Source organism: Vibrio sp. 10N.222.55.C6 (assembly GCF_041473395.1).
GTDB classification, from domain to species: Bacteria; Pseudomonadota; Gammaproteobacteria; order Enterobacterales; family Vibrionaceae; genus Vibrio; species Vibrio crassostreae_C.
Genome location: NZ_JBFRSD010000739.1, coordinates 1 through 333, shown reverse-complemented (window position 1 = coordinate 333; position 333 = coordinate 1). Strand labels below are relative to the sequence as shown.

Annotated in this window: 1 protein-coding gene; it reads right to left on the bottom strand. The window is 44.4% G+C overall.

All coding sequences use genetic code 11. The annotated features are described in order from the left end of the window. The coding region (locus AB4486_RS25915) for a Mur ligase family protein (RefSeq protein WP_372119607.1) at positions 1–333 on the bottom strand (333 nt) is incomplete at both ends.

Genomic DNA, 333 nt, shown 5'->3' with positions numbered 1-333 from the left:
TCATCGCTGATGTCATCTTCTGTTGCAACAGCAATCGCCGCTGATGCATTCAATGCATTGTGACGACCTGGAATGTTTAACGTGATATCAAGGTTAGCTTTACCTTCACGTACCACTGTGAATTTGCCTTGCTGGCCTTCTTGTACGTAGTTCTCAATACGAATATCCGCATCTTCAGAGAAACCGTAAGTAATCACCTGGCGACTTACCTGAGGAATAAGCTCACGCACTACTGGATCATCAACACACATCACAGCCTGACCGTAGAATGGTAGGTTGTGTAAAAAATCAATAAACGTCTGCTTTAGCGTTTCAAAATCGCCGCCGTAGGTA